This window comes from Micromonospora sp. NBS 11-29, assembly GCF_002140155.1.
Classification (GTDB): domain Bacteria; phylum Actinomycetota; class Actinomycetes; order Mycobacteriales; family Micromonosporaceae; genus Micromonospora.
The window spans coordinates 32,369-51,569 of record NZ_NAPR01000006.1; the positions used below are offsets into that span (position 1 = coordinate 32,369).

Here is a 19,201-nt window from a genome sequence, read left to right on the forward strand (position 1 = left end):
ACTCCTGAGGGAAGGTGGAGGGGTTGCCCTGAGTCTGCCGCACCCGACCACGCTCCCCGCACCCGCCCCGGGCCCCATCCCGTTGCCTGGCCGGGCCGCCTCGGGTCGGCCGGGTCAGGCCAGGTCGAGGGAGCGGGCGGCGGCGAGGGCGTCGTTGGCGATGGTCACCGGCGACGGGGCCGTCGAGATGGCCCACTCCGGGTCCTTCAGGCCGTGGCCGGTGACCGTGCACACCACCCGCGACCCGGCCGGCACCCGGCCGGCGGCGGCCTGTTGCAGCAGGCCGGCGACGCTGGCCGCGCTGCCCAGCTCGACGAAGACCCCCACCTCGCGGGCCAGCAGCCGGTACGCCGCCAGGATCTCCCGGTCGGTGACCGCCGAGATCAGCCCGCCGGAGGCGTCCCGCGCGTCGATGGCCTTGGTCCAGCTCGCCGGGTTGCCGATGCGGATGGCGGTGGCGATGGTGGATGGTTCCGGCACCATCTGGCCGGTGACGATCGGGGCCGCGCCGGCCGCCTGGAAGCCGTACATCGTGGGGGTCTTCGTGGCGTTGCCGTCGCGCAGGTCCTCGGAGTAGCCCATCCAGTAGGCGGAGATGTTGCCGGCGTTGCCGACCGGCAGGCAGTGGATGTCAGGCGCGTCGCCGAGCGCCTCGACGATCTCGAAGGCGGCCGTCTTCTGCCCGTGCAGCCGGTCGATGTTGACCGAGTTGACCAACGCGACCGGGAAGTCCTGGGCGAGCTTGCCGGCCAGCCCGAGGCAGTCGTCGAAGTTGCCCTGCACCTGGAGCAGCTTCGCGCCGTGCACCAACGCCTGGGCCAGCTTGCCCAACGCGATCTTGCCCTGCGGCACCAGCACCGCGCAGGTGATCCCGGCGCGGGCCGCGTACGCGGCGGCGGAGGCGCTGGTGTTGCCGGTGGAGGCGCAGATGATCGCCTTGTCGCCGGCCTCGACGGCCTTGGAGACGGCGACCGTCATGCCCCGGTCCTTGAACGAGCCGGTCGGGTTCGCCCCCTCGACCTTGAGCCACACGTCCGCGCCGACCCGGGCGGAGAGCACCGGCGCCGGCAGCAGCGGCGTGTTCCCCTCGTGCAGGGTGACGACGGGAGTGGCATCGGTGACCGGCAGCCGGTCCCGGTACGCCTCGATCAGCCCTCGCCACATGTCGCGCTCCTCGCCTCTCCCCGCCCCCGGTCGCACGGGGCCCACCAACAGCGTGGACCAGCCTGCCGGACCGGCCACCGGCACACCCGGCCCTAACCATCAGGCGGGACGCCGACGTTACGCGCCGCCCTCGACCCGCAGCACGCTTCTGACCGAGCGGACGGTGTCCAGCCCGCGCAGCTCGTGCACGGTGGCCGCGAGCGCGGCGTCCGGCGCGACGTGGGTGACGATCACCAACTCGGCGTCGCCGCCGGTCGGCCCCTGGCGGACGGTGGCGATGGAGACCTCGTGCCGGGCGAACACGCCGGCCACCGCCGCCAGCACACCCGGCCGGTCGGCCACGTCGAGGCTGATGTGGTAGCGGGTGAGCGCCTCGCCCATCGGCCGCACCGACAGGTCCGCGTACGCCGACTCGCTGGCCGAGTGCACCCCGGCGAGGCGGTTGCGGGCCACCGCGACCACGTCGCCGAGGACGGCGCTGGCGGTGGGCGCGCCGCCCGCGCCCCGCCCGTAGAACATGAGCTGGCCGGCCGCGTCGGCCTCGACGAAGACCGCGTTGAACGCGTCACCGACGCTGGCGAGCGGGTGGGTGAGCGGAATCATCGCCGGGTGGACCCGGACGTTCACCGTCTCCCGTCCGGCCTCGTCGACGCCCCGCGCGGCGATGCAGAGCAGCTTGATCGTGCAGCCCATGGCCTTGGCGCTGGCCACGTCCGCGGCGGTCACCTCGGTGATGCCCTCACGGTGCACGTCGGCGGCGGTGACCCGGGTGTGGAACGCCAACGAGGCGAGGATGGCGGCCTTGGCGGCGGCGTCGAAGCCCTCCACGTCGGCGGTCGGGTCGGCCTCCGCGTACCCCAGCTCGGTGGCCTCCTCCAGCGCCTCGGCGAAGCCGGCGCCGGTGGCGTCCATGGCGGAGAGGATGAAGTTGGTGGTGCCGTTCACGATGCCGGTGACCCGGGTGATCCGGTCGCCGTGCAGCGACTCGCGCAGCGGGCGCAGCAGCGGGATCGCCCCGGCGACGCTGGCCTCGTAGTAGAGGTCGGCGCCGCCCTCGGCGGNACGCTCTTGCCCGCGCGCAGCGCCTCGACCAGCCAGCCCCGGGCCGGCTCGATGCCGCCGACGACCTCGACCACCACGTCCACGTCGTCCCGCTTGATCAGCCCGAGCGGGTCGGTGGTGAACAGCGCCGGGTCGACCGGCAGGTCGCCCCGGTCACGGCCGAGCCGGCGGACGGCGATGCCGGCGATCTCCAGTGGGGCGCCGATCCGGGCGGCGAGGTCGGCCGACTGCTCGTGCAGCAGCCGGACCACGTCGCTGCCGACCGTGCCGCAGCCGAGCAGTGCCAAGCGAACCGGTGAGGTCATCCCACATCCAATGCGAGCAGGTCGTCTTCCGTCTCCCGGCGAACGATCAGCCGGGCCCGGCCGTCACGCACGGCGACCACCGGGGGGCGCGGCACATGGTTGTAGTTGCTGGCCATGCTGCGGCAGTAGGCGCCGGTGCCGGGCACCGCCACAAGATCTCCGGGCTGCACGTCGGCGGGCAGGAATTCATCCTTCACCACGATGTCCCCGGACTCACAGTGCTTTCCCACCACGCGGGCGAGCATCGGCTCCGCCGTCGACGCGCGGTTCGCCACGGTCGCCGAGTACGACGCGTCGTAGAGCGCGGTCCGGATGTTGTCGCTCATCCCCCCGTCCACGCTCACGTAAGCACGACCATCCGCTGCGCCACCGCCAGTGCCCAGCGGCACGGACTTGACGGTCCCGACCTCGTAGAGCGTGAACACGGCCGGCCCGACGATCGCCCGGCCCGGCTCGACGGACAGGTGCGGCACGGCCAGGTTCTCCGCCGCGCACTCCCCGTCGACGATCTTGCGGAGTCGCTTGGCCAGGTCGTGCGGCGACGCCGGGTCGTCCTGGGTGGTGTACGCGATGCCGAAGCCTCCGCCCAGGTCCAGCTCGGGCAGCTCCACCCCGCGGGCGTCGCGGATCTGCGCCTGGAGGGCGAGCACCCGGCGGGCGGAGACCTCGAAGCCGCTGGCGTCGAAGATCTGCGAGCCGATGTGCGAGTGCAGCCCGCGCAGCTCCAGCACGTCCTCGTCGAGGATCTTGAAGGCGGCCGCGGCGGCTGCCCCGCCCGCGAGGGAGAAGCCGAACTTCTGGTCCTCGTGCGCGGTGGCGATGAACTCGTGGGTGTGCGCCTCCACGCCGACGGTGACGCGGACCAGCACCCGGGGGCGCACGCCGCGCTCGCGGGCGAGCGCGGTGAGCCGGTCGATCTCGGTGAACGAGTCGACGATGATCCGGCCCACGCCGGCGTCCACCGCCCGGGTCAGCTCCGACACCGACTTGTTGTTGCCGTGGAAGCCGATCCGCTCCGGTGGCATCCCGGCCGACAACGCGGTCGCCAGCTCACCGCCGGTGCAGACGTCGAGGAACAACCCCTCCTCGGCGATCATGCGGACCACCGCGCGGCAGAGGAACGCCTTGCCGGCGTAGTAGACGTCCGCGTCGCCGAAGGCGGCGCGGAACTCGCGGCAGCGCCCGCGCAGGTCGTCCTCGTCGAGCACGTACGCCGGGGTGCCGACCTCGGCGGCCAGGTCGCGGACGTCCAGGCCCGCGACGGTCAGCGCGCCGGCCGGGCCGCGCGCGACGTGGCGCGGCCAGAGCTGCGGCACCAGGGCGTTGACGTCGACCGGGGTACGCAGCCAGGCGGGCTCCCGGTTGCCGATGTCGCCGTGCAGGGCACCGGCCTCGTGTGCACGCATGACCGAACTACATCCTCTCCGGAGCGGCGACACCGAGCAGGTGCAGGCCGTTGGCGATGACCACCCGGGTCGCGTCGTTGAGCCAGAGCCGGGCCCGGTGCAGGTCGGTGACCTTCTCGTCGCCGCGCGGCAGGATCCGGCAGTTGTCGTAGAACCGGTGGTAGGCCCCGGCAAGCCGCTCCAGGTAGCGGGCGACCAGGTGCGGCCCGCGCAGCTCGGCCGCCGAGGACACCACGGCGGGGAACTCGGCCAGCGCCTTGAGCAGCTCGTTCTCCTTCTCGTGGTCGAGCAGTTCGGCGCGGAAGTCGGCGGCGTCGCCCCGGGTCAGCCCCACCTCGGCGGCGTTACGGCCGACGCTGGCGGTACGGGCGGCGACATATTGCACGTAGTAGACCGGGTTGTCGCGGGTGGCCCGCGTCCACAGCTCCACGTCGATGTCGATCGGCGAGTCGCTGGAGTAGCGGGCCAACGCGTACCGGGAGGCGTCCACGCCGATCGCGTCGACCAGGTCCTCCAGCGTGACCACCGTGCCGGCCCGCTTGCTCATCCGCACCGGGGCGCCGTCGCGGACCAGGTTGACCAGCTGCCCGATGAGGATCTCCAGGTTGCGGTCGGGGTCGTCGCCGAAGCAGGCGGACATCGCCTTCATCCGGCCGATGTAGCCGTGGTGGTCCGCGCCGAGCATGATCACGACCCGCTCGAAGCCGCGTTCCCGCTTGTCCAGGTAGTAGGCGCAGTCGGCGGCGAAGTAGGTCCACTCGCCGTTGGACTTGCGCAGCACCCGGTCCTTGTCGTCGCCGAAGTCGGTGGTGCGCAGCCAGGTCGCGCCCTCGGACTCGAAGACGTGGCCCTGCTCCCGCAGCCGGGTCAGCGCCGCCTCCAGCTCGCCCCGGTCGTGCAGGTCCTTCTCGTTGAAGTAGGTGTCGAACTCCACCCCGAAGTCGCGCAGCGAGGACCTGATCTCGGCGAACATGAGCTGCACGCCCTCGACCCGGAACACCTCCTGGGCGGCGGCCTCGTCGAGGTCGAGCACCTCCGGCCGACGCTTGACCACCTCGGCGGCGATCTCCGCGATGTACGCGCCGCCGTAGCCGTCCTCCGGCGCGGGCTCGCCCGTGGCGGCGGCCAGCAGCGACCGGGCGAACCGGTCGATCTGGGAGCCGGCGTCGTTGAAGTAGTATTCCGTGCCCACGTCGGCGCCGGTGGCGCGCAGCAGACGGCTGAGCGCGTCGCCGACGGCCGCCCAACGGACCCCGCCGATGTGCACCGGGCCGGTCGGGTTCGCCGAGACGAACTCCAGGTTGATCCGCTGCCCGGCGAGGGTGTCGCTGTGCCCGTACGCCGGACCGGCCTCGACGATGACCTTGGCGAGCTGGCCGGCGGCGGCCGCGTCGAGCCGGACGTTGAGGAAGCCCGGGCCGGCGATCTCCACCGACTTGACCCCCGGCGCCTTGGCCAGCTGGTCGGCCAGGGCGGCGGCCAGCTCCCGCGGCGGCACGCCCACCTTCTTGCTGAGCTGGAGGGCCAGCGTCGAGGCGTAGTCGCCGTGATCGGGATTACGGGGTCGCTCGACGGTGGTCTGCGCCGGCAGGGCGGCGGGGTCCAGGCCCCGCTCGTCGAAGACGGCGTGGGCTGCGGCGAGAACGACCTCGGCGAGTTCTGCGGGAGTCACTGATCCATGTTATCGGGGGTAGACTCGGGCACCGCGGCGGCGACCCAGCATGTGAACCGGCCCCGCCCTCCCCCTGACCGACCGACCTGACGAGGCACGATGAGCATCAGCACCCCGGGCGGCCCGGAACGCCGTCCCACCGTGGTCAGCACCGGCAAGAAGCCGGCCGCCGGCCGGCCCGCGGCTGCCGACAAGCCCGCCGCGAAGGCCGGCGCGGGCAAGACCGGCACGGGTAAGACGGGGGGCGGCAAGGGCACCCGGCCGGGTGCCGGGGGCAAGGGCCGCAAGCCGGTCACCCCGGTGAAGGTGAGCCAGGGCCGCTCGTGGGGCCCGATCGCGCTCTTCGTCGCGGTCGGCGTGCTGGCCGTCGGCATCATCGGCATCGGCGCCTGGGCGGTCTACCAGGGCGCCCAGCCGTGGCAGAAGCGGGCCGACGCGATCAACGGCATGGTCGACTACCGCAAGAAGGACAAAGACCTGGTCAAGGGCGGCAACCACCAGCCGGGCACGCTCAAGTACGACGTGCTCCCGCCGGTCGGCGGCCCGCACAACCAGGCTTGGCAGAACTGCATGGGCGACGTCTACGACGCCCCGATCGCCAACGAGCACGCGGTGCACAGCCTGGAGCACGGCACGGTGTGGATCACCTACCGCCCGGACCTGCCCGCCGACCAGGTGGAGAAGCTCAAGAGCAAGGTGCAGGGCAAGGAGAAGCTGATGCTCAGCCCGTACGAGGGGCTGGACAAGCCGATCTCGCTCCAGGCGTGGGGCTTCCAGCTCAAGGTCGACAACGCCGACGACGGCCGGATCGACGACTTCATCAAGACGCTGCGGGTGAACGCCTCGATCGAGGGCCCGAACGCGCTCTGCGACCAGGGCGTCACCGCCACCGGCACCACCCCGCGCGACAACCTCCAGCAGAACGCGCCCGAGCAGCCCACCCAGTGAGGACGCGATGACCGCTCCGGTGACCACCGACAGCGAACGCGACGACGCCCCGGCCGTCGAGGACGAGGACGGCCGGCCACCGGTGCGCCGCTACGGCCTGCTGGCCGTGGCCGCCGCCGTCGTGGTCGGGCTCCTGCTCGGGTACGCCGGCGGTCTGCTCACCCCGATGCTCACCCGCCCGGGTGACAACTCGGCGGAGGCCGGTTTCNCCAGCGGGGCCAGGACCCGGAGGTCCGTCAGGTCGGCGTGGACATCGCCACCGGGCAGCAGGGCGAGATCGGCACCATGCAGACGTGGCTGCGCTCCTGGAAGCTCGACCCGACCGGTGAGCAGCCCCCGATGGCGTGGATGCCGGACGGCGCCGGGCTGGTGCGCAACGGCCTGATGCCGGGCATGGCGACGCCGGAGGAGATGGCGAAGCTGCGCACGGCGAGCGGGCGGGAGTTCGACCTGCTCTTCCTGAACATGATGATCCGGCACCACATCGGCGGCGTGCACATGATCGACGGCATCCTCGACCAGGGGCACGACGACGACGTGCTGGCGGTCGCCCAGGTCATGAAGAACACCCAGCAGAACGACCTGGCCAACCTCAACGCGGCGCTGAAGCGCCTCGGCGGCACCACGTAACCGCGCCCACACCCTGCCTGGCACCGGAGGCCGGCACCCCTGCCCGGGGCGCCGGCCTCCGTCATGTGGCCACCCGCCCACCGGCCCGAGTGAGGTTTAGGGCGTTTTGAACCATTGCGCTGTTCTGAGAGGTTTCTGCCTACATATCGTGACCAGTTGGGATTCGGGCTCGTTGCGCAGGACGTGGGGGTTGCACTCAGAGACGCAGGGCGGTCGGTGACCAGCTGGTGCCGACGCCACACCATCGGCGGTGACGGAACGGTGGCAGCCGTCCGTCGCGGACTGCGGCAGGGCGAGCCGGGAACGCTCAGCCGCGAACAGGAACTCGAACTCATCGACGTACTCCGGGGCGTCCACCCCGACGAGTTCGGCCTCGACGAGGAGCTGTGGACACGGCAGAGCCTGACCACCCTCATCGAACGCCGGTTCGCGCTGCGGATGGACGCCGGCACCGTCGGGGCGTACCTGCGGGCCTGGGGTCTGGGGCCGCGCGAGCCGCGCGAGCGGGCCTGCGGGCTCTGCGTCAGCGCGGTCGAGCGCTGGGTACGCGGCGAGTACCCGGCGATCACGCGGGCCGCGCAGGAGCACGCGGCGGAGGTCTACTGGATCGGCCGGGTCCGCCTGCGCGGCACGATGCCGGCCGCCGACGTGGTCTCTGCGGTCTCCTCCCGGGGACGGGTGCGGTTCATGGTCACCACGCCCTCGGTGGACCCGCCGCTGCCCCGGGACTTCGTCCTGCGGCTCAGCGGCGCCGAGGAGCGCACCGTACACCTGATCGTGGACGGCTCCTGGCCGCGCAACGAGTGGCCCCGACGGCTGCCCCGCCGCATCGTGCTGCACCCGCTGCCGAGCTGCGGTCGCGCGGTCCTGGCCGCCTGAGCTGACGAGATCAACTCGCGGGTGATACCGATTCGGTGATCCGAGACGGGGTTTGCTACTCTTCTCGGGTCGCTGAGCCCCCGTAGCTCAGGGGATAGAGCACCGCCCTCCGGAGGCGGGGGCGCAGGTTCGAATCCTGCCGGGGGCACCAGACATACGTCGAAGCCCGGGCCGCTTACGCCCGGGCTTTCGCATTCTCAGCCGGCCTCGCGGCGGGCCTTGGCGCGGCGTTTGCCCTCGTGCATCGCCTGGACCCGGGCCACCGGGATGGTCCGCCCCTGCTCGACCAGCTCGGCCGGCAGCCGCTGCGGCGCGGGCAGCGCCTCCGCCCACGGGTCGCGCTCACCGAGCAGCGCCGGCACGCTGCGCACGGTGAAGTCGGCCGGGGTCGCCGACTCCAGATCGGCCCAACCGATCGGGTACGACACCGGCGTGCCGGGCCGGATCCGGGGGCTGTAGGCAGCCACCACGGTCGCCCCGTACGCGCGGGTGGAGTCGACGAAGACGCGGCCGCCGCGGTCGGCGACGATGAACGCGGTGGTGGCCAGCGCCGGGTCGAGCCGTTCGGTACGGGCGGCGAGCGCCCGGGTCGCGGCGGCGGCCTCCTCTGCCGTGGTGGCCGGGTCGACCGGCACGATCACGTGCAGCCCCTTCGCCCCGCTGGTCTTGACCGCGCCGGCCAACCCGGCGTCGGCGAGCGCCTGCCGGACCAGCAGCGCGACCCGCACCACCGCCGTGAACGAGTCTCCCTCCGGCGGGTCCAGGTCGAGCACCAGGTGGGTCGGGTGCTCGGGCTGCCCGGCCCGGCCCAGCGTGGGGTGGTACTCCACCGCCCGCTGGTTGGCGAACCAGAGCAGCGTCCGGCGGTCGTCGCAGAGGCCGTACGAGATGCGCCGGTGCGAGGCCTCCGCCCACACGTCGGTGCGGCGTACCCAGTCCGGCGTGTACTTCGGGAGGTTCTTCTGCATGAACGGCTCCTGGCCGGGCCGCACCCGCAGCACCGACAGCGGCCGGTCCCGCAGCTCGGGCAGGATCCGTCCGTGCACCGCGTCGAGGTAGTCGACCAGGTCGCGCTTGGTCGCGCCGGCGGAGTCGAACAGCGGCTGGTCCAGGTTGGTCAGCGGAACCCCGTCGCGGGTCTCGTCAGCGGCGCTCATTCGCCCACCTTCCCGGGCCAGGCCCGGCCCGGCAACCCCGACAGGCCGCACGCCGGCTGATCCATCCATGCCATCAAGTTCGTAGGCGGAAGAGCCTCGGGTCTTCCCCGGACCCGACACGCGGCTGCCGCGCACGCCCGGCGGTCGGCTGCCACCCGTGACGCATGATGGTCACCCGGGGCCCACCGGCGGGTTCCAGGGGAAGGGAGGCTGGGGTGCCAGCCCAGGACAACCGGTGCGAGTCCGACCCAGTCGACCCGGCCCGGGCCTGCACGGTCCGGGAGGCGCTGGACCGGGTGGGCGGCAAGTGGAGCATCGGCATCCTGATCGCCGCCTCGACCGGTCCGGTCCGCTTCACCGAGCTGGAGCGGCGGGTGGAGGGGATCAGCCGGCGGATGCTCACGCTGACCCTGCGCAATCTGGAACGGGACGGGCTGCTGGTCCGGCGCGTCCATCCCACGGTGCCGCCGAGGGTGGAATACACCGCCACCCCGATGGCCCGCGAGCTGTACGAGTCGCTGGTCGCGATCCACCGATGGGCGGAACGGCACCGGGAGGCGATCAGCGCGGCCCGGGTCGCGTACGACCGCGAGCACGCTGTGGTGAAGACCACGCCGCCAGTCTGACCGATCGGTCAGGTGCTGACCGATCGGTCAGGCATGCTGGAGGGCATGGCACGCGCTACCCCGGCCACCCACGACGAGCTGCTCGACGCGGCGGCGCGTCGGTTCGCCGTCACCGGCTACAAGGGCACCTCGTTGCAGGACATCGCCCGCGAGGTGGGCTGCTCCAAGGCCACCGTGCTCTACCACTTCGCCAGCAAGGACGCGCTGCTCTGCGAACTGATGGCCCCGGCCATCACGGTGCTGGAGGAACTCGACGCCCGGCTCGCCGACCACACCGGCGCGGCGGCCCAGCGGATCGCCGCCGAAGGCTTCGTCGACCTGGCCGTCCGCTTCCGCCGGGAGATCGCACTGCTCCGGGGGGAGTTCCCCGACCTGCTCCAGCAGCCGGCGTTCGCGCACATCCAACAGATCTCCGAGCGGCTGATCGCCGCGTTCGCCGGTTTCTCCGACCGGCCGGCGGCCCGCGTCGCCGCGCTCGTCGTCCTCGCCGGCATCGCCGAGACCTGCGGCGAGTTCCTCGACATCCCCGACGAGGAGCTGCGACCCGCGCTGCTCGCCGTCGCGCACCGCGCGCTCGAACCCACCACCTGATCCCACTGTCGACCCACCAGGACGAAGGAAGGTCCATGGCGACCCTGCTGTACCGGCTCGGCCGGGCATCCCTGCGCCGGCGGCGACTCGTCGCCGTCGTCTGGCTCGTCGTACTCGTCGGTCTCGGGCTGGCCGCGGCCACGCTGCGGGGCCCGACGGCGAGCAACTTCACCATGCCGGGCACCGAGTCGCAGAAGGCGCTCGACCTGCTCGCCGACCGGTTCCCGGCGGCCAGCGGCGCGACCGGCACCATCGCCGTGAAGGCACCGCAGGACGGCGCGCTCACCACACCGGCCGGTCAGGCGGTGGTCAAGCAGGTCACCCAGGAGGCGGCCACGCTGCCCGGCGTGGTCGGCGCGATCGACCCCTACCAGTCGCAGGCGCTCTCCCCGGACGGCCGGTACGCGCTGATCCAGGTACAGTTCGCCGGTCGCGCGGACGACGTCACCACCGAGCAGCGCGACGCGTACGAGAAGGTGGGCGCGCAGGCCGAGGCGCAGGGCTGGCAGATCGCCCCCGGCGGTGAGGCGCTCAACTCCGAGCCGGAGGTCGGTTCGACCGAGGCGATCGGCGTCCTGGTCGCGGCGATCGTCCTGGTCCTCACGTTCGGCTCGCTGGTGGCGGCCGGGATGACGATGCTGAACGCGCTGATCGGCGTGGGCGTCGGCATGGCTGGCCTGTTCGCGCTCAGCGGCGCGATCGAGCTGACCAGCACCGCCCCGATCCTGGCGCTGATGCTCGGCCTCGCGGTCGGCATCGACTACTCGCTCTTCATCACCTCCCGGCACCGGCAGAACCTGCTCGACGGGCTCTCCCCCGAGGAGGCGGTCGGCCGGGCGGTCGGCACGGCCGGCTCGGCCGTGGTGTTCGCCGGCGCGACCGTGGTGGTGGCGCTCGCCGGCCTGGCCGTGGTGGGCATCCCGTTCCTCACCGTGATGGGCCTGGCCGCCGCCGGCACCGTCACCGTGGCCGTGCTGGTGGCGATCACCCTGGCCCCGGCGCTGCTCGGCTTCGCCGGCCGCCGGGTGCTGCCGCGCAAGCTGCGCAACCGGGAGGCCGTCGCGGACCCGGGCACCGGCTCGGAGGACCGCTCCGGCTTCGGGTTCCGCTGGGCGCACTGGGTGACCCGCTTCCGCATCCCGGTGATCCTGATCGGGCTGCTCGGCCTCGGCCTGCTGGCGATCCCGGCCCAGGACATGCGCCTCGCGCTGCCGGACGCCTCCACCGCCGCCGAGGGCAGCCCGGCCCGGGTCAGCAACGAGGTGATCCGGGAGGGCTTCGGCCCCGGCTTCACCGGCCGGCTCGCGGTCGTGGTCACCGCCGACTCCCCGCAGGACACCCAGGCCGCCGTGCCGCAGGTCGCCTCGCTGATCCAGAAGACCGACGGCGTGCTGGCGGTGGCACCGCCGCAGCTCGACCCGTCCGGGCGGACCGCGCTGCTCGGCGTGATCCCGAAGACCGGGCCGACCGACGAGGCGACCGAGACGGTCGTGCACGACATCCGCCGGCAGGTGAGCGGCATCCAGAACGCGGAGGTGATGCTCACCGGCGCCACCGCCATCGGCATCGACGTGTCGGAGAAGCTCTCCGACGCCCTGCCGGTCTACCTGCTGCTGGTGGTGGGCCTGTCGGTGCTGCTGCTGATGCTGGTGTTCCGGTCGATCCTGGTGCCGGTGAAGGCGGCGCTCGGCTTCCTGCTCACCGTGGCGGCCACGTTCGGCATCACGGTCGCGGTGTTCCAGCAGGGCCATCTGGCCGGCCTGCTCGGGGTGGACACCCCGGCCCCGCTGGTGAGTTTCCTGCCGATCCTGCTCATCGGCATCCTGTTCGGCCTGGCCATGGACTACGAGGTCTTCCTGGTCTCCCGGATGCGGGAGGACTTCGTGCACGGCGACACCGCCCGCCAGGCCACCATCAACGGGATGGGGCACGGCGCCCGGGTGGTCACCGCCGCGGCGCTGATCATGATCTCGGTGTTCGGTGGCTTCGTCTTCCTGGACGACCCGATCATCAAGTCGATGGGCTTCGCGCTCGCCATCGGCGTCGCCATCGACGCGTTCGTGGTGCGGATGACCATCGTTCCGGCGGTGATGTCGCTGCTGAACAACGCCGCCTGGTGGCTGCCCCGCTGGCTGAACAAGCTCCTGCCCAACGTCGACGTGGAGGGCGAGGGCCTCCGCGCCCACCTGGCCACCCGCGACCCCGCCCAGGTGAAGTGAAAGGCGGGGCCCCCGCTTAACGCCTTCTGCATAGGCGGGGGCCCCGCTTAACACCCGCCGGCTCACACGCCNGGCGCCGCCAGCACTGGCAGGGGATGCAGCGCGGTCGTCTCGTCGCACCAGACGAACGCGTCGTACCGCTCGGCCAGCCGGGTCGGCACGTAGTTGCCCCAGGACTCGAAACTCGGGTCGTACACCACCCCGATGGCCCGGTGGTCCACTTCGTCGGTCACCCAGTCCGGTTGGTCCGGGCCGCCGAAGACCAGCACCGCCCGCTCCGGCAGCAGTTCGTGCATCCGGTGCTCCACCGACCCGTCCCGCGCCGGCGGCACCACCATCGTCTCCGCCGGCGAGCCCCAGCGCGGGGCGGCGATCACGGTGCCCCGATGGCTGCCGAAGCCGATCAACGCCACCGCGTCCCGCCCGTGCCGCTCCCGGCCGAGCTGCCCGATGTTGACCATGCCGTCCGCCGTCATCTCGGTGGCCCGGGCGTCGCCGACGTGCGTGTTGTGCGCCCACACGACGCCCCGCGCGTCCGGCCCGTAGCGGTCCAGCAGCCGGTCCAGCGTGTCGGCCATGTGGATGTCGCGCACGTTCCACGATTCCGGGCCGCCGCCGACCATGGCCCGGTAGTACCGCTCCGCGCCGGCCACCACCTCCGCGTTCTGCCAGGCCGAGAAGCGGTCCGGGCCGTCCGCGGCGGCCTGTTCCCGGGTACGCGCCAGCAGCCGCACGACCTCCTCCTCGCACCGGGCGGAGACGAACCGGCTGGCCATCCCGTACTCCTCGACCTGCTTGCCATACGGTTCGAAGCAGCGGTAGGCCTCCTGGGCCGCCTCCAGCGCGCCCGGGTCCTCCTCGCCCAGGTAGTCGAAGATGGCCTGCATCGACTCCCAGAGGGAGTAGACGTCCAGGCCGTGGAAGCCGGCGCGCTCCCCCTCCGGGCGCTCCAGGTTCCAGGCCCGCAGCCAGCGGCAGAAGCGGGCCACCTCGGCGTTGGCCCACATCCAGGTCGGCCAGCGTTCGAACCGCTCCAGCGCGACGAGCGGGTCGGCCAGCCCGCCCGGTGCACCCACCACCGACCGGTGCACCCGGTCGCAGTCCGGCCAGTCCCCCTCCACCGCCACGAAGTCGAAGCCATGCTCGGCGATGAGCCGCCGGGTCAACTGCTCCCGCAGCCGGTAGTAGTCGTAGCTGCCGTGCGTCGCCTCACCGATCATCACGATGCAGGCGTCCCGGACGCGTTCCAGCAGCGGGTCGAAGTCGCTCGGCGCGCCGAGCCGCTGTACCAGCATGTGCGCGGCTACCCGGGGACCCGTCGGGGCAAACCGCAGCCGTGCGGCATGCTCGGGGGCGCAGCGGGTAGGCGCGCGACATGACCGTCACCGGCGCGCAGTTGCAGGAGTTCCTGGCCGGCCTCGACTACCCGGTCTCCCGGGAGGACCTGGTCCGCTGGGGCCAGGAGAACGGTGTCAGCACCGAGACGCTCCAGGCGCTCCGCACGTTGCCGGCCGAGGAGTTCGACACCCCGGCCGAGCTGAGCGAGGCCCTGATCACCCTGAGCGGTTGAGCAGCCAGGTGTTAAGCGGGGCCCCCTCCTCTACCGGAGGCGTTAAGAGGGTCCCCTTCCTTTCACCGTGGCGGTGATGGTGTGGTGACCGGTGGCGCCGTCGGGGAACGGGGGGCGGCGCTCCTCGGGTTGCACCGCGCCGGTGCCGTCCGTGGCGCGTACCCGCAGGCTGTGCGGGCCGGGCGTGGCGGCCCAGGCGTACCGCCACTGGACCCAGGTGTCGGTGGAGGCGGTGGGCAGCAGCTCGGCGGCCCGCCACGGGCCACCGTCCACCGCGACCTCCACCGCCGAGATGCCCCGGTGCTGCGCCCAGGCAACCCCGGCCACGGTGACCTGTCCGGCGGGGAGCCGGGCGAACGGAGCGGGGCGGTCGATCCGGGACGCGGTCTTCACCGGCGCCTCCCGCGCCCAGCCCCGCCGCACCCAGTACGCGTCGAAGGCGTCGAACGTGGTCACCTCAAGCTCGGTGACCCACTTGCACGCACCCGCGTACCCGTACAGGCCGGGGGTGAGCATCCGGACCGGAAAGCCGTGCGTGAACGGCAGCGGCGCGCCGTTCATGCCGACCGCGAGCATGGCGTCCCGTCCGTCGAGGAGCGTGGCGATCGGTGTGCCGATGGTCATGCCCTCGTCGGATCGGGCCACCAACTGGTCGGCGCCGGCCCGGATGCCGGCGTCGCGCAGCAGCGGGGCGAGCGGTGCACCCAGCCACCGGGCGGTCCCCACGTACGGGCCGCCGACCTCGCTGGACACGCAGCTCAGCGTGACGTCCCGCTCGATCAGCCCGCGGTCGAGCAGGTCGGCGAAGCTCAGCTCGACCGGCCGCGCGACCATCCCGTGCAGTCGCAGCCGCCAGGCGTCCACGTCGAGCCGGGGCACGGTGAGCGCGGTGTCGACCCGGTAGAAGTCCGCGGTCGGGGTGCGGAATCCGGGCGCCAGCCCGGCCGGCGTCGGCCGGGCCGGCGAGGCCGGTGCGGGTAGCCGGACGGCCTCCCGGGACCGGGCCGCGTCGGCCAGGTCGAGCCGGCGCAGCGCCACCGCGCCGGCCCCGGCCAGCGCCGTGCCGGCGGCCACCAGCGCCGCGTTGCGTACCACCGCCCGCCGTGTCGTCCCGTCCGCCGGCCCTGGGTCGGCCCCACCGCCCGAGCCAGCGGGACCGCCCGGATCAGCGGCACCTGCCGCGCCGGCCCCGGATGCCGCCCGGCCCACCCCCACCGGGTCGGGGGCGGCATCCGGAGGGTTCGGGGCGGCCGGCAGGCCGGGCAGGGGCAGCCAGCGCAGAAGGGCGGCGGCCACGGCGGCACCGGCCAGGGACGGCAGGGCGTCGGCCGGGCGGGCGTCGGGGCGGGTCAGCGCGGCGGCGACGCCGGCGGCCCCGAGCACCGCCGGGCCGAGCAGGCCCAACGCCGGGCGGCGGCGGGCGGCGGCCCCGGTCAGCGCGGCCAGCAGCACCAGCGCCAGCGTGATGCCGCCCAGCAGCAACGGCTTGTCGTACGTGCCGAACGTGCGCACCGCCCATTCCTTGACCGGGGTGGGCGCGCCGTCCACGACGGTGCCGCCGACCGCGACCAGCGGTGCCGCCTGCGGGCGGACGACGGTGGCGAGCAGCTGGGCGACCGCCACCCCGGCGGCCGCCGCGAGCAGGCCCGTCCCGGCGGCCGCCNGGTCATCGGTTCCTCCCTTCACCGACCGGGTCGAGGCGTCAGGACTTCGGCGTCAGGACCGAGTCGACGATGTAGACGGTCGCGTTGGCGGTCTGCACGTTGCCGCAGACGACCATGGAGTTGCCGTTGACGGTGAATTCGGTGCCGCTGCCGGCGACCGTCACCTCGCCGCCCTGGAGCGTCTTGTGTGCGCCGGCGAGCTGGTCCGGACCGAGCCGGCCCTCCACCACGTGGTAGGTCAGCACGTCGGTCAGCACCTTCTTGTCGGCGAGGATCTTGTCCAGGTCGGCCTTGGGCACCTTGCCGAACGCGTCGTTGCTGGGCGCGAAGACGGTGAGCCCCTGGGCGCTGTTCAGCGAGTCGACGAGCCCGGCCTGCTTGACGCCGGTGACAAGCGTGCTCAGCAGCGGGTTGCCGGACGCGGCGGTGGCCACCGGCACCTTCGCCATGGCGGCGAAGCTGCCGGGGTTCGACGCGTCGGTCGGCACCGAGGCGCAGCCGGAACCGAACTCGCCGTCGGCCATCGCGGGGGCGCTGCTGGCCGGCCCGGAACTCATCGGGGCGCTGCTGGCCGGCGCGGCGGCGTCGCCGTCGTCGTCACCGCCGCAGGCGGCGAGCCCGAGGCTGAGCGTGGCGGCGAGGGCGACGGCGGTGAGCTTCATGGGGCGCATCGGATGAATCCCTTCAAGTAGCGAACTGTCGGTCTGAAGGGGATTCGGTGCTCACCGCCGTCCGGATGGGCCGGCCGTCGAAAAAGATCAGGTGAGCGCGAGCGCCACCAGCGGCGTCATGGTCGGTCGCGCCGAGCCGCCGGCCGGCTCCTCGGTCACACCGAACAGCCCCTTGCCGCGGACGCCCGAGAGCAGCTTCGTGCCGCCGCCCTGACCGGCCGGCAGCAGCCCCGCCGAGGTGGCCGTGGCGCCCTCGATCAGCCAGAGCTGGTAGGCCCGGCCCGGCGCGGGCGCGGCCAGCCCGTCCACCACGGCCACCCCCTCGTCCCGGCTCGCCGACGCCACCACGGTGACCCGGCCGCCGGCCGTCACGGCGCCGGTGCGCACCACCGAGTCCGGGGCGGCCAGCACCGCCCGGATCCGGCCCGCCTCCTCCCGGGCCGCGCCGGCCTCGGTGCGCGCATCGCGTACCCGCTGCTCCTGGGTCACCCAGGTGGCCGCACCCGCCCCGCCGGCCAGCAGCACGGCGGCGGCCGCGACCGCCAGCCGGCGCCGCCCGACCCCGACGTGGCCCGGCCCGGACCGGGCCGCCCGACCCGGTCGTTCCTGCGGGGTACGCGCGATCTCGGCCAGTACCGCCTCCCGCAACGCGGGCGGGGGCACGGACCAGGTCGAGTCGGCCAGCCGGGCGGTCGTCTCGCGCAGCTCGGCCAACTCCAGGGCGCAGGTCTCGCAGCCGTCCAGGTGCCGGGCGAACGCGGCCCGCTCGACGTCGTCCACCGCGTCGAGCACGTACGCCCCGGCGAGCGCGTGGATGTCGGTCATCGGCTCAACTCCACTCCCAGGCAGTCACGCAGACGGAGCAAGCCGTCCCGCATGCGGCTCTTGACGGTCGGCAGCGCGGTGTCCAGCAGGCCGGCCACCTCGCGGTAGCTGTGCCCGCCGTAGTAGGCCAGCGTGATCGCTTCGCGCTGCACCTCGGTCAGCGCGTCCAGGCAGTGGCGCACCTGCTGCCGTTCCAGCCGGACCGCCGCCTCCTCGGCCACCTCGTCGTACGGCGTCTCGGCCGATCCGGCGGCGACCCGGCGGGTGCGTTCGGCGCCGGCCTGCTCCGACCGGACCCGGTCCACCGCACGGCGATGGGCGATGGTGAAGACCCAGGCGGTGGCCGAGCCCTTCGCGGGGTCGAACCGGGCGGCGGTGCGCCACACCTCGACCAGCACCTCCTGGGCGACCTCCTCGGCCTGGGCCGGGTCGCGCAGGACCCGCCGTACCAGCCCGTAGACGCGCGGCGAGACGAGGCCGTAGAGCCGCTCGAACGCCGCCTCGTCGCCGCGCGCCACCGCCCGCAGCAGGTCGTCGGTCTCCGCACGCTGGTCCGGGGCGGTCGAGGGCACGGCGTACAACCTCGACCGCCCCGGCACGTCACCGGCGCTGTCGCCGTGGGTCATCCGGTCCCGCCTTCCGCCCGCTTCCTCTGCCCGCACGGTAGGCGTTCGGAGCCGGCGCCGGCCCGGATGGCCGCGACTTTCCGGCCCGTCCGGGATCCCCCGCGTGCAGCAGCCGGAACAGCACCAGCCACTGCTCGGGCCAGACCAGCCCGACCGGGGTGTCCGGCGCGATCCGGGCGGCTCGCAACGCGCCGTCGACCCGCCGGCCCGGATGGGCCGTGCGCAGCGAGGCCGCGAGCGAGCCGCCGACGCCGCCGAAGCCCAGCTCCACCATCCTCCGGTACGCCGGCAGCACGGCCGCCGCCAGCAGCGGCGCGCTCCGGCGCTCCACGCGCAGGATGCCCCCGTCCACGGCCGGCACCGGCCGGAACGCGCTCCGGGGCACCCGGCCGGCCAGCCGCCAGTGGTGTTCCGGCCAGGTGAGCACCGTCAGCCGGCTCCACCGGCCGTGGTCGCCGGTACGCTTGCGGGCGTAGTCGAGCTGGGTGAGCAGCGTCGCCGCACGCAGTCCGGGCGCGGCCAGGCACCACCGGACCACCGCCGACGTCAGCGACCAGGGGATGTTGCCGGCCACTGAGAACGGCTCGCCGGGCGGAGTCGCGGTCAGGAAGTCGGCCGCCCGCACCTCGACGGCCGGCAGCGCCGCGCAGACGGCGGTCAGCTCCGGCAGCACCGCCGGGTCGACCTCGTACGCGACCAGCCGGCCGCACCGCGCGGCGAGCGGCCGGGTCAGCTGACCGCGCCCGGCGCCCACCTCCAGGATCAGGTCGTCCGGCCCGGGTTGAGTGGCAGCGACCATCCGGGCGACGGCGGCCGGGTCGGTGAGGAAATTCTGGGACAGTACGCGACGGGACCGGTCGCGTGCGGTGGGTCGAAGTCGGCGGGGCGCCACGGGTTCGTCCTGTCTGTCGCCGGACGGCGACGGGTACGGACCGCTGCGCGGGTGTTCCACGCTGGCGCCGGCCGTGGCGAGGCCCCCGGCGGGGCGCCGCCGGCTCGACGGGCTCGACGGGCTCGACGGGCCAGCATGGATCGATGGGCGGGCGGTCCGAGCGGATCGGGACTCGGACGACCCTGGAGTTCGGTCGGAACGCGCATCCGGCGGACCGCGCGCCACCTCGGCGAAGTGGCGTGGTCCGCGACTGCCGGATGCCGCCACTTCGGTGAAACGGCATCGGCAGCACAG

The 19,201-nt window shown here is 73.5% G+C and carries 15 protein-coding genes, 1 tRNA gene and 3 pseudogenes; 8 read left to right on the forward strand and 11 right to left on the reverse strand.

Going from position 1 to position 19,201, the window contains the following annotated elements:
* Positions 1-114: 114 nt before the first annotated feature.
* The 4 genes and pseudogenes from thrC to argS form a co-directional block, all read right to left on the reverse strand.
* Complete coding sequence (gene thrC / locus B1205_RS07800; protein ID WP_089155011.1) at positions 115-1,164, reverse strand: threonine synthase; 1,050 nt, start codon at positions 1,162-1,164, stop codon at positions 115-117.
* Between the two features lie 117 nt (positions 1,165-1,281).
* Positions 1,282-2,531 (reverse strand): annotated as a pseudogene (locus B1205_RS07805) (homoserine dehydrogenase).
* On the reverse strand, positions 2,528-3,937 hold the full coding sequence (gene lysA / locus B1205_RS07810) for a diaminopimelate decarboxylase (protein WP_089155012.1): 1,410 nt from the start codon (positions 3,935-3,937) through the stop codon (positions 2,528-2,530). The pseudogene B1205_RS07805 and the gene lysA overlap by 4 nt, the downstream one beginning before the upstream one ends.
* A 7-nt stretch (positions 3,938-3,944) precedes the next feature.
* Positions 3,945-5,609 (reverse strand): arginine--tRNA ligase, encoded by a 1,665-nt coding sequence (gene argS / locus B1205_RS07815; RefSeq protein WP_089155013.1) that lies wholly within the window; start codon positions 5,607-5,609, stop codon positions 3,945-3,947.
* Between the two features lie 99 nt (positions 5,610-5,708).
* Here argS and B1205_RS07825 point away from each other — a divergent pair, with 99 nt between their 5' ends.
* The 4 genes and pseudogenes from B1205_RS07825 to B1205_RS07840 all read left to right on the forward strand — a co-directional run bounded on the left by B1205_RS07825 (position 5,709) and on the right by B1205_RS07840 (position 8,217).
* A complete protein-coding gene (locus tag B1205_RS07825; protein ID WP_089155014.1) occupies positions 5,709-6,557 on the forward strand; it encodes a DUF3105 domain-containing protein in 849 nt (282 codons plus the stop codon).
* A 7-nt stretch (positions 6,558-6,564) separates the two neighbouring features.
* Positions 6,565-7,187, forward strand: a pseudogene (locus B1205_RS07830) (DUF305 domain-containing protein).
* 183 nt (positions 7,188-7,370) lie between these two features.
* A complete protein-coding gene (locus B1205_RS07835; protein WP_089155015.1) occupies positions 7,371-8,066 on the forward strand; it encodes a winged helix-turn-helix domain-containing protein in 696 nt (231 codons plus the stop codon).
* A 76-nt stretch (positions 8,067-8,142) separates the two neighbouring features.
* Positions 8,143-8,217: transfer RNA gene (locus B1205_RS07840), tRNA-Arg, on the forward strand.
* A 46-nt stretch (positions 8,218-8,263) separates the two neighbouring features.
* Here the strand turns inward: B1205_RS07840 and ligD are convergent.
* Positions 8,264-9,223: a non-homologous end-joining DNA ligase gene (ligD, locus tag B1205_RS07845; RefSeq protein ID WP_089155016.1), complete on the reverse strand. Its 960-nt coding sequence runs from the start codon at positions 9,221-9,223 to the stop codon at positions 8,264-8,266.
* Positions 9,224-9,438: 215 nt separating this feature from the next.
* Between ligD and B1205_RS07850 the strand changes: the two genes are divergently transcribed.
* From B1205_RS07850 to B1205_RS07860, 3 genes are read left to right on the forward strand one after another with little or no spacing between them, the layout of a single operon-like run.
* Entirely contained in the window at positions 9,439-9,849 is a 411-nt protein-coding gene (locus tag B1205_RS07850; RefSeq protein ID WP_089155017.1) for a winged helix-turn-helix transcriptional regulator, read from the forward strand.
* Positions 9,850-9,894: 45 nt separating this feature from the next.
* Complete coding sequence (locus B1205_RS07855) at positions 9,895-10,440, forward strand: TetR/AcrR family transcriptional regulator (protein ID WP_089155366.1); 546 nt, start codon at positions 9,895-9,897, stop codon at positions 10,438-10,440.
* 35 nt (positions 10,441-10,475) lie between these two features.
* On the forward strand, positions 10,476-12,659 hold the full coding sequence (locus B1205_RS07860; protein WP_089155018.1) for an MMPL family transporter: 2,184 nt from the start codon (positions 10,476-10,478) through the stop codon (positions 12,657-12,659).
* A gap of 62 nt (positions 12,660-12,721) precedes the next feature.
* Here B1205_RS07860 and B1205_RS07865 read toward each other — a convergent pair whose 3' ends face one another.
* Complete coding sequence (locus B1205_RS07865; RefSeq protein WP_089155019.1) at positions 12,722-13,954, reverse strand: erythromycin esterase family protein; 1,233 nt, start codon at positions 13,952-13,954, stop codon at positions 12,722-12,724.
* 80 nt (positions 13,955-14,034) lie between these two features.
* On the opposite strand from B1205_RS07865, the gene B1205_RS07870 reads away from it, so the two are divergent.
* Positions 14,035-14,229 carry a DUF2795 domain-containing protein gene (locus B1205_RS07870; RefSeq protein ID WP_089155020.1) on the forward strand — a complete coding sequence of 65 codons (195 nt, stop codon included), beginning with the start codon at positions 14,035-14,037 and terminating at the stop codon, positions 14,227-14,229.
* 42 nt (positions 14,230-14,271) lie between these two features.
* Here B1205_RS07870 and B1205_RS07875 read toward each other — a convergent pair whose 3' ends face one another.
* The 5 genes and pseudogenes from B1205_RS07875 to erm all read right to left on the reverse strand — a co-directional run.
* Positions 14,272-15,915, reverse strand: a complete 1,644-nt coding sequence (locus B1205_RS07875) for a molybdopterin-dependent oxidoreductase (protein WP_217809765.1) — start codon at positions 15,913-15,915, stop codon at positions 14,272-14,274.
* A 16-nt stretch (positions 15,916-15,931) separates the two neighbouring features.
* Positions 15,932-16,564: a fasciclin domain-containing protein gene (locus tag B1205_RS07880; protein WP_089155021.1), complete on the reverse strand. Its 633-nt coding sequence runs from the start codon at positions 16,562-16,564 to the stop codon at positions 15,932-15,934.
* Between the two features lie 87 nt (positions 16,565-16,651).
* Positions 16,652-17,389, reverse strand: coding sequence for an anti-sigma factor (locus B1205_RS07885; protein WP_089155022.1), 738 nt, complete (start codon positions 17,387-17,389; stop codon positions 16,652-16,654).
* Positions 17,386-18,015, reverse strand: coding sequence for an ECF RNA polymerase sigma factor SigK (gene sigK / locus B1205_RS07890; protein ID WP_089155023.1), 630 nt, complete (start codon positions 18,013-18,015; stop codon positions 17,386-17,388). Before sigK ends, B1205_RS07885 begins: the two co-directional genes overlap by 4 nt.
* A 100-nt stretch (positions 18,016-18,115) precedes the next feature.
* A pseudogene (gene erm / locus B1205_RS07895) lies at positions 18,116-18,907 on the reverse strand (ErmE/ErmH/ErmO/ErmR family 23S rRNA (adenine(2058)-N(6))-methyltransferase); the annotation flags it as partial.
* Positions 18,908-19,201 lie beyond the last annotated feature (294 nt).

What these genes read in the sequence shown, in the direction of transcription:
- thrC (WP_089155011.1), bottom strand. Translation starts at nt 1,164, where the DNA reads ATGTGGCGAGGGCTGATCGAGGCGTACCGGGACCGGCTGCCGGTCACC.
- lysA (WP_089155012.1), bottom strand. Translation starts at nt 3,937, where the DNA reads ATGCGTGCACACGAGGCCGGTGCCCTGCACGGCGACATCGGCAACCGG.
- B1205_RS07825 (WP_089155014.1), top strand. Translation starts at nt 5,709, where the DNA reads ATGAGCATCAGCACCCCGGGCGGCCCGGAACGCCGTCCCACCGTGGTC.
- ligD (WP_089155016.1), bottom strand. Translation starts at nt 9,223, where the DNA reads ATGAGCGCCGCTGACGAGACCCGCGACGGGGTTCCGCTGACCAACCTG.
- B1205_RS07855 (WP_089155366.1), top strand. Translation starts at nt 9,895, where the DNA reads ATGGCACGCGCTACCCCGGCCACCCACGACGAGCTGCTCGACGCGGCG.
- B1205_RS07860 (WP_089155018.1), top strand. Translation starts at nt 10,476, where the DNA reads ATGGCGACCCTGCTGTACCGGCTCGGCCGGGCATCCCTGCGCCGGCGG.
- B1205_RS07870 (WP_089155020.1), top strand. Translation starts at nt 14,035, where the DNA reads ATGACCGTCACCGGCGCGCAGTTGCAGGAGTTCCTGGCCGGCCTCGAC.
- B1205_RS07880 (WP_089155021.1), bottom strand. Translation starts at nt 16,564, where the DNA reads ATGCGCCCCATGAAGCTCACCGCCGTCGCCCTCGCCGCCACGCTCAGC.
- B1205_RS07885 (WP_089155022.1), bottom strand. Translation starts at nt 17,389, where the DNA reads ATGACCGACATCCACGCGCTCGCCGGGGCGTACGTGCTCGACGCGGTG.
- sigK (WP_089155023.1), bottom strand. Translation starts at nt 18,015, where the DNA reads ATGACCCACGGCGACAGCGCCGGTGACGTGCCGGGGCGGTCGAGGTTG.